This is a genomic window from Bradyrhizobium sp. SHOUNA76 (genome assembly GCF_023006445.1).
Taxonomy (GTDB): domain Bacteria; phylum Pseudomonadota; class Alphaproteobacteria; order Rhizobiales; family Xanthobacteraceae; genus Bradyrhizobium.
The window spans coordinates 1-8,177 of sequence record NZ_JALBHA010000295.1; the positions used below are offsets into that span (position 1 = coordinate 1).

Here is an 8,177-nt window from a genome sequence, read left to right on the forward strand (position 1 = left end):
ATCGGCCGGATTCGGCCTCACCGGCATCCGCGAACGCGTTGCGGCCGCCGGTGGATCGTTGTCGATCCTGCCTGCCCGCGGCGGCCTCAGTGTCGCCGCCACCATCCCGCTCGCCGCGTGAGGCCGGAATGAGCGAGGTCGCAGCAACAGGCATCTCCGTGCTGCTCGTCGACGACCATCCGATCGTCCGGCAAGGCTATCGGCGCGTGCTGGAAAGCCAGGGCGATCTGCATGTCGTGGCGGAAGCCGACAACGCCGCGGACGCCTACGGCGCCTTCAAGGCGCATGACCCCGATGTCGTCGTGCTCGACATCTCGATGCCGGGCGCGAGCGGGCTGGAAGCGATCCGCAACATCCGCGCCCGCAGCCCGCGGGCGCGGATCCTCGTCTTCACCATGCACAACGAGGCCGTGCTGGTAAAAGCGGCCTTCAGTGCCGGCGCGAGCGGTTTCGTCACCAAGAGCAGCGAGCCGTCCGCAGTGGTAGGTGCCATCCGCAGTGTCGCCCGCGGCGAACGCGCCATGAGCGACGACATCGCGCATATCCTCGCCGAGGACAGCCTGTCGACCGGCTCAGTGCTGGATCAACTGGGCGAACGCGAGATCGAGATTTTGCGCCAGTTCGCCGGCGGCGCCACCACCGAGCAGATCGCGACGCATCTCAATCTCAGTGTGAAGACGGTGCAGAATTATCACTACCTCATCAAGACCAAGACCGGCGCGCGTACGGATGCGCAGCTGGTGCGCCTCGCGGCGACGTGCGGGCTGACGAGGATCTAGCAGCAGAGCTGCCGCACTGTCCCGGTCCTGGGAAGCTTCTCAATCTGCTGAGCGAGATTGGAACAGAGACTATCCGAGCCCGGTTAGTACCGGAGTGAAGGAGTCATCGGTCATGAGTAAGGGTCATCACAACGCAGTCGACCATCCCCCGATCATCACAGTAGGCGAGCTCATCGACGAACTCTGCCGTCTGCCGGACACCGCGGTCGTCCACTTCCGCTGCCCCATGCTCGATCAGGAGCTGACCTTCTACCGCCTGCGCAAGCGGTCAAAGGACTCCGTCGAAATCGCGGTCAATGCATATCCGGAAAGTCCCCCGGTCGTGCCATCGTCCGAGCCGAACGTCCATGCGCGGAGACGCTCGGCGTCCTCGCCACCGGTTCACAACGGCGTCCATCTTCAGAAGGCGCGTGTTTGACTGGTACGCGCTGAGCAGGTGCAGCGGTCTATCCCGCTTTCAGCCCGCGCAGCAGCAGCGCCAGCGTCGCGTCCACGCGCGCGGCGAGATCGGCGTCCCTCCACTCGTCGGCATGAGCCGGGTGGTGGAACCGGACGGTGGCATCGAAGATGGCACGCGCGGTGGTCTTGACGTCGTCCACGGCAAACACGCCCTGCTTCACGCCGTCGCTCAGGATCGCCGCGATCTGGTCGGTCATGGTGTCCTTGTGACACTTGACGGCCGCGCAGGCCTCGCGTGCCAGCGTCAGATAGGTGTCGAACATCTCGGGGTCGTCGAGCACGCGGGAACGCTTGGCAGCGAACAGCGTACGCAGCCAGCGATCGAGCCTGGCCGGCGCCGGCCCCTGCTCGTCGACGATCGCGCGCAACGGCGCGTCGATGCGGTCGAGCCAGCGTTTGGCGACGGCCTCGCGCAGCGACGCTTTGCTGGGAAAATGGCGGTAGACGCTGCCATGGCTCACATCGAGCGCACGGGCAACGTCAACCACGGTGGCCTTGGCAAGTCCGAAGCGCCTGAGCACATCCTCGGTGACTTCGAGGATCCGCTCCGGCGTCAAGACAACAGCTTCATTCATGCCAGCACCATGTTCCCGTTGAGGGCTCACTTAACCCCGGCAGTAGGGCTGCTTCCGAAGCGCCCTGGCCGGTCGTTTCGGAAAGCCTATGCCTTAATGAGGTAGTTTTGCAGCCTGCGCCGCGATTTGGCGCGCAACCAGCACATTGAGCCAATGCCCAATCACGCCGGTAAAATTGAGGATTTCGGTCGTCATTATCTCAAGTCTCCATTCGTCCGCGGGTCCCCGTTCTTCAATCCGCCCTTCGATCCGAGCTTGGTTCGGATGTCGGGCTCCCCGGGGCTTGTCGCGGGACGCCCAATCGGAACGTCCAAGAACGGATATACACGCCTCGATGACAGATTTCAATATCTGTCAGTCAATGATACGTGAATGACATCCAATTTTTCTCCGGGGGCGACCCGTCGCCCCCTACCGGTGGATTAGCCGCCCGTCCCCCCCGTTCGGCGGGCCGGAACGTTTGTTTCACCCTCGCCGCTCTGCTAAATCGCGGCGTAAAAAGCATTTTGGCCGGAGCCTGCGCCCCTAGCGTCCCCTGGGGTGTCCCCGCCCACCTCTTTGGAGCTGTCAGATGATCCCCCGCTATACCCGCCCGGAAATGGCTTCGATCTGGGAGCCGCAGACCCGGTTCAAGATCTGGTTCGAGATCGAGGCGCATGCGGCGGACGCCCTCGCCGAGCTTGGGACCATCCCCAAGGAGGCCGCCAAGACGGTTTGGGCCAAGGCCAAGAACGCCACCTTCGACGTCGCCCGCATCGACGAGATCGAGCGCGAGACCAAGCACGACGTCATCGCCTTCCTCACCCACCTCGCCGAGATCGTCGGCCCCGAGGCGCGCTTCGTGCACCAGGGCATGACCTCGTCCGACGTGCTCGACACCTGCCTCAATGTCCAGCTCACCCGCGCCGCCGACCTGCTGCTCGCCGATCTCGACAAGGTGCTGGCGGCCCTGAAGAAGCGCGCCTTCGAGCACAAGATGACGCCGACCATCGGCCGCAGCCACGGCATCCATGCCGAGCCCGTGACCTTCGGCCTCAAGCTCGCTTATGCCTATGCCGAATTCACCCGCGCCAAGGAGCGCCTGATCGCGGCGCGGAAAGAGGTTGCGACCTGCGCCATCTCCGGCGCCGTCGGCACCTTTGCGCAGATCGATCCGCGCGTCGAAGAGCATGTCGCCAAGGCAATGGGCCTCGTGCCGGAGCCGATCTCGACCCAAGTGATCCCGCGCGACCGCCACGCCATGTATTTCTCGACCCTTGCTGTGATCGCCTCCTCGGTCGAGCGTATCGCCGTCGAGATCCGCCACATGCAGCGCACCGAGGTGCTGGAGGCCGAAGAGTTCTTCTCGGAGGGGCAGAAGGGCTCCTCCGCCATGCCGCACAAGCGTAACCCGGTGCTGTCCGAAAACCTCACCGGCCTCTCCCGCATGGTCCGCGCCTATGTGACGCCGGCGCTGGAGAACGTCGTGCTCTGGCACGAGCGCGACATCTCGCACTCCTCGGCCGAGCGCATGATGGGTCCGGATGCGACCGTCACGCTCGACTTCGCGCTGGTGCGCCTCGCCGGCCTGATCGACAAGCTCCTGGTCTACCCCGCCAACATGCAGAAGAATCTCGACCGCCTCGGCGGCCTCGTGCACTCGCAGCGCGTGCTGCTGGCGCTGACGCAGAAGGGCGCAAGCCGCGAGGATTCCTACAAGCTGGTGCAGCGCAACGCGATGCCGGTGTGGCGCGGCGAAGGCGACTTCCTCCAGCTCCTGAAGAAGGACACCGAGGTGAAGAAGTATCTCTCGGATGCCGAGCTCGAGGAGCTGTTCGACCTCGGCTATCACCTGAAGCACGTCGACACGATCTTCAAGCGGGTGTTCGGCGAGAGCTGAGCATCGCCTGCGCGGCAGCCACGCAGATCGTGGCTGCCTGGCACGTGCAACCGCGATCTATAGTCGCTCCCGCAGCCATTTCACCAGAGCGGGACTGCCGATGGCGGCGGTGCTGAAGGCGCACATGTTGCCGTCGACATAGCCCGCGCGGCCGCGCCCCTGCACATAGCGCTTGCTGAAGAAGAAATTGTGCAGCTTGTTGCCGGCCTCATCCAGGAAGACGAGCTGCCAGCGCAAATCAGGCTGGTAGGACAGTCGTGCCGGCGCCAGCGCACTGACCGCTTCCGCAAGTTCGGTTGCATCGCGCGGCGTCAGGATCAGGGTCTTGCGTTCGCTCGCATAGCTCGCAAAATGCTCGGGCGAGATCGGAATGCTGGCGAGCAGACGATCGGAGATCTTTTGAAGATCGATCCGCTTGATTTGGCCGGCCTGGATCTTCTGGCTCACCGATGCGACCGCAGCCGCCGCCGAGCCGACATCGCAGGCCAAGGCCGGGCTGGCCAGGAGCGAGAGGCAGGCAACCAGCACAAGACTATCGCGTCCAAACTTCATGGCTTGCCCTCGTCCCCGGCCTCTCGCTGCCTCACCTTATAGCCGCAGCGCGCGGTGACGAAAGCCCGGCGACCATTTGCGCACCGCCATGCCGCGGAGTACGCTCGCGCGTCATCGCTCCCGCGAACACAGAAGAAACGGATCCCACCTCATGCCCATCGTCAACCGCGTTGCCGCCCTCTCCGACGAAATGGCCGCCTGGCGCCATGACTTCCACGAGAATCCGGAGCTGCAATACGACGTCCACCGCACCGCCGGCATCGTCGCCGACAAGCTTCGCGAGTTCGGCTGCGACGAGGTGGTGACAGGCATTGGCCGCACCGGCGTGGTGGGCGTGATCCGCGGCCGCAAGTCCGCCTCCGGCAAGACCATCGGCCTGCGCGCCGACATGGACGCGCTGCCGATCATGGAGACCTCGGGCGTGCCTTACGCGTCGAAGGTTCCCGGCAAGATGCACGCCTGCGGCCATGACGGCCACACCGCGATGCTGCTGGGTGCCGCCAAATATCTCGCCGAGACGCGCAATTTCGACGGCACAGCAATCATGATCTTCCAGCCCGCCGAGGAAGGCGGCGGCGGTGGTAAGGCCATGGTCGAGGACGGGCTGATGACGCGCTGGAACATCCAGGAGGTCTACGGCATGCACAACATGCCGGGCCTGCCGGAAGGCCATTTCGCAACCACGCCCGGCGCGATGCTCGCCTCCTCCGACAACATCCAGATCACGGTCCACGGCAAGGGCGGTCACGCCGGCGCGGGTCCGCACAAATCCGTCGACAGCGTGCTGATCGGCTCGCAGATCGTCAACGCGCTGCAATCGATCGTGGCGCGCAACGTCGATCCGCTCAAATCGGCGGTCATCTCGATCACGCAATTCCACTCCGGCACGGCCTTCAACATCATCCCGGAGGTCGCCGAGCTCGGCGGCACCGTGCGCACGCTCGATCCTGAGGTGCGCGATCTCGTCGAGCGCCGCATCGGCGAGGTCGCCGAAAGCGTCGCCCGCGCCTATGGCGGCTCGGCCGAGACGAAGTACACACGGATGTATCCGGTGACCATGAACCATGCGCGCGAGGCCGGCCTTGCCGCCGACGTCGCCCGTGACATCGTCGGCACTGACCGCGTCAACGACAAGTTCATCCCGATGATGGGCGCCGAGGATTTCTCCTTCATGCTGGAAGCCCGTCCCGGCGCAATGGTGCTGGTCGGCATGGGCGACGGCAACGAGTGCCACCACCCGTCCTACGTCTTCAACGACAACATTTTGGGCCACGGCGCATCGTTCTGGGCACGGCTGGTCGAGACGCGGATGCCGGCGGGATAGGACGGGACGGCGGGTTCGCAGGCGCAATTCGCCACAGGTCGCGAACCGAGGTCAAGAGGTAAGCCGCGTCGGCTACTCTACCCGGCGCGTTGCTGCGGACCAACTTTCAGGGGCATATCTCAGACTGTCCCACTCCGCCGGAACTGAGATGACATCCCTTGCGGACGGGCCGGCACCCGATTGCTGATGTACACAAGATTTGTCCCGCAGCTTGCGGCTTGGTTGGGGCCGTCTCGGCGCTCTTCCGGCTCTCGTCCGGCGCCTTTGGAACTTGGCGCGCAACCGGCTTCTTGTCTTGGACCTTCTCGCATTCGTTGTCCTCGTTGATACGGTATCCGGCGCGGCACGTGATCTTTACGCAGGCATCGCCATCAGCCCTGAAGCCGCGCTCGCAGACCAGCGGACAAATGCGTCCGGGCTTAGCCTTCAGCGCGTCGAGCACGTCCACATTCGCAAGCTTCGCATCGAACTGGGTGCCGGCGTATCTGTTGAATAGCGTCAATGAGCGTTGTGCCGTCTCGCTCCAACTGCTGTTCGGCTCGGCCTTCATGCAGCCGACGCGGCGCAGCTCGAGCTGAACCGATCTCGGCACATCAACGGGTGGCGGGGCGCTCGGCGGCGGCGACAGCGCCGCGACCTTCTTGCTCTCGGCCTCAGCGGCCTGCCTGTCCGCAGCCTGCTTCGCCACAGCTTCAGCCGCCGCCTTCTCGATCGCCTGCTTCTCCGAAAGCGCCTTGGCTGCCGCCGCCTCGGCCGCCTTGCGCTCGCGTTCGGCTGTCTCGGCCTTTGCTTGCTCGATCTGCTTTTGCCTCTCCGCGGCGATCCGCGCATCCTCGGCGGCTTTGGCGGCCGCGGCTGCCTTTTCCAGCTCCGCCTTCTGGGCACGTTCGGCGGCGAGCTTCACCTTCTCCTGCTCGGCCAGCCGGGCCTTCTCCGTCGCCTGTGCGCGATCTTCCTCAGCCGCAATCTTCTTCAACTGCACGCGGGCGAGGTTGGCGTAGAAACCGTCCGGATAAGTCTGCAGGAACGCTTCCCATGCCTCGCGAAGGCCGGCCTGAAGCGCAAGCTCATAGTCCCTGCGCACGCTGTCCTGCGGATTGGCCTGCGGCCCGGCGACAGCGGCCGGCTTCGCCTGCACCAGCGGCACGTCGTCGCCGCCGAGCGAGCCGTAGACATAGGGCTCCTGCCTGTTGCCGGTGTTCTTCAGGACATCGTCGCGCACGAAGCCGAACGCCTTGCGCAGATCTAGCCCGGGCTTCGGAAGGTGCTCGACCAGCGCTGTGGCGAAGGGACTGTTGCGGGAATCGCCGTCGGACGCGGTCGATCCCGCCTTGGCCGCGAACGCGATCATGGTGTTCGGGCTGGTCGGCTCGACCTTGGCGAGACCTCGCCCGATCGCGCGCGAGGCCACCATGCGCTTCATCGTCTTGGCGAAAGGATTGTCGCGGCAGGCATCGAGGATGACGAGGCGTAACCGCTTGGCCGGCTCGACCGCGAATAGCGCCCGGTCGAGCGCAACCGTCTCGTCGAGAACGTCGCCATCAGTCTCCAGCATCGCATCGGTCGGGATGAGATAGTTGCTACCGTCGAGCTCGATGCCGTGGCCGGCGTAGTAGATCACCGCCATGTCGGCGTCGCGAACCCTCCCGGCGAATTCGCGCAGCATCCGCCGCATCTCGGAGGCATTGAGGTCTGTCTTGACGTCGACCGCATCGAAGCCGGCCTTCTTGAACATGTCGCCGACAAGGGCGGCATCGTTCACGGGATTGGTGAGCCGCAGCGTGTTCTTGTAGGCGGAATTGCCGATCACGAGCGCGACGCGCTTCTCGGCGAGAGCCGGTCCGCAAACGAGCCAGGTCGCAAAGACGATCGCTGCAATGAGCCGATGCGGAGTCAATTGCAGACCTCTCTCGTGCGGCCAGCCATCACCGAGCTAGCATCAGAGGTGCTGGCGCGCTCTATTCTGCATCCTTTGCCAACGGGGCGGCAGCCCGCAGCATTGCAGAATATCTGGCCAGATGCCTGCGGCTTGGACGGCGTCGACTCGTCTTGCTTGCGCTCCGTATCCCGCTTCTTTGAGTCCTCCCGCGTCGCAACCGGCTTCTTCTCCGGGATCTTCTCGCATTCATTGTCGTCGCCGACGCGATAGCCGGCGCGGCAGGTGATCTTGACGCATTGATCCCCGTCGGCCTTGAAGCCGAAATTGCACACCAGCGGACAGACCCGCCCCGGCTTCGCCTTCAGCGCATCGAGCGCAACCACGCTGGCGAGCTTCACGTCGAGCTGGGTGCCGGCGTATTTGTTGAACAGCGTCAGCGCGCGCTGCGCGGCCGAACTCCACTCGCCCTCAGCGGCCGACGCCAGGCACCCGACACGGCGCAATTCGCTCTGTACGGATTTGGCGAGGTCAGCCGCCGACAATGTGGATGTCGGCCCCGGCGAGAGCGCGGCCACTTTCTGGTTCTCGACTTCGGGCAGCTGCCGATCGGCGGCCGGCTTTGCGGCCTGTTCCGCTTTCTCCGCCGCCTGCTTTGCGGCGAGGTCGGCCTTGGCCTTCTCCGCGGCCTGCTTCTCGGCCAATGCCTTCGCTGCGGCCGCCTCGGCGACCT

The 8,177-nt window shown here is 64.9% G+C and carries 7 protein-coding genes and 1 pseudogene; 4 read left to right on the top strand and 4 right to left on the bottom strand.

Annotation, left to right across the window (positions count from 1 at the left end; all coding sequences use genetic code 11):
- The first annotated feature begins 128 nt into the window (after positions 1 to 128).
- Entirely contained in the window at positions 129 to 779 is a 651-nt protein-coding gene (locus MOV74_RS24940; protein ID WP_246928647.1) for a response regulator transcription factor, read from the top strand.
- A 112-nt stretch (positions 780 to 891) separates the two neighbouring features.
- On the top strand, positions 892 to 1,197 hold the full coding sequence (locus MOV74_RS24945) for a hypothetical protein (protein ID WP_246928648.1): 306 nt from the start codon (positions 892 to 894) through the stop codon (positions 1,195 to 1,197).
- Between the two features lie 28 nt (positions 1,198 to 1,225).
- Here the strand turns inward: MOV74_RS24945 and MOV74_RS24950 are convergent, their stop codons facing one another.
- Entirely contained in the window at positions 1,226 to 1,813 is a 588-nt protein-coding gene (locus MOV74_RS24950) for a TetR family transcriptional regulator (RefSeq protein ID WP_246928650.1), read from the bottom strand.
- A gap of 571 nt (positions 1,814 to 2,384) precedes the next feature.
- On the opposite strand from MOV74_RS24950, the gene purB reads away from it, so the two are divergent.
- Positions 2,385 to 3,692 carry an adenylosuccinate lyase gene (gene purB, locus MOV74_RS24955; protein WP_246928652.1) on the top strand — a complete coding sequence of 436 codons (1,308 nt, stop codon included), beginning with the start codon at positions 2,385 to 2,387 and terminating at the stop codon, positions 3,690 to 3,692.
- Positions 3,693 to 3,749: 57 nt separating this feature from the next.
- Here purB and MOV74_RS24960 read toward each other — a convergent pair whose 3' ends face one another.
- Complete coding sequence (locus MOV74_RS24960) at positions 3,750 to 4,244, bottom strand: hypothetical protein (RefSeq protein WP_246928662.1); 495 nt, start codon at positions 4,242 to 4,244, stop codon at positions 3,750 to 3,752.
- 151 nt (positions 4,245 to 4,395) lie between these two features.
- Here MOV74_RS24960 and MOV74_RS24965 point away from each other — a divergent pair, with 151 nt between their 5' ends.
- Positions 4,396 to 5,568 carry a M20 aminoacylase family protein gene (locus MOV74_RS24965; RefSeq protein WP_246928664.1) on the top strand — a complete coding sequence of 391 codons (1,173 nt, stop codon included), beginning with the start codon at positions 4,396 to 4,398 and terminating at the stop codon, positions 5,566 to 5,568.
- A 106-nt stretch (positions 5,569 to 5,674) separates the two neighbouring features.
- Here MOV74_RS24965 and MOV74_RS24970 read toward each other — a convergent pair whose 3' ends face one another.
- Positions 5,675 to 7,465 (bottom strand): caspase family protein, encoded by a 1,791-nt coding sequence (locus MOV74_RS24970; protein ID WP_246928666.1) that lies wholly within the window; start codon positions 7,463 to 7,465, stop codon positions 5,675 to 5,677.
- Positions 7,462 to 8,177 (bottom strand): annotated as a pseudogene (locus tag MOV74_RS24975) (caspase family protein); the annotation flags it as partial. The gene MOV74_RS24970 and the pseudogene MOV74_RS24975, both read right to left, overlap by 4 nt.

Coding starts and splice junctions, on each gene's coding strand:
- MOV74_RS24960 (WP_246928662.1), bottom strand. CDS start 4,244: ATGAAGTTTGGACGCGATAGTCTTGTGCTGGTTGCCTGCCTCTCGCTC.
- MOV74_RS24940 (WP_246928647.1), top strand. CDS start 129: ATGAGCGAGGTCGCAGCAACAGGCATCTCCGTGCTGCTCGTCGACGAC.
- MOV74_RS24945 (WP_246928648.1), top strand. CDS start 892: ATGAGTAAGGGTCATCACAACGCAGTCGACCATCCCCCGATCATCACA.
- MOV74_RS24950 (WP_246928650.1), bottom strand. CDS start 1,813: ATGAATGAAGCTGTTGTCTTGACGCCGGAGCGGATCCTCGAAGTCACC.
- purB (WP_246928652.1), top strand. CDS start 2,385: ATGATCCCCCGCTATACCCGCCCGGAAATGGCTTCGATCTGGGAGCCG.
- MOV74_RS24965 (WP_246928664.1), top strand. CDS start 4,396: ATGCCCATCGTCAACCGCGTTGCCGCCCTCTCCGACGAAATGGCCGCC.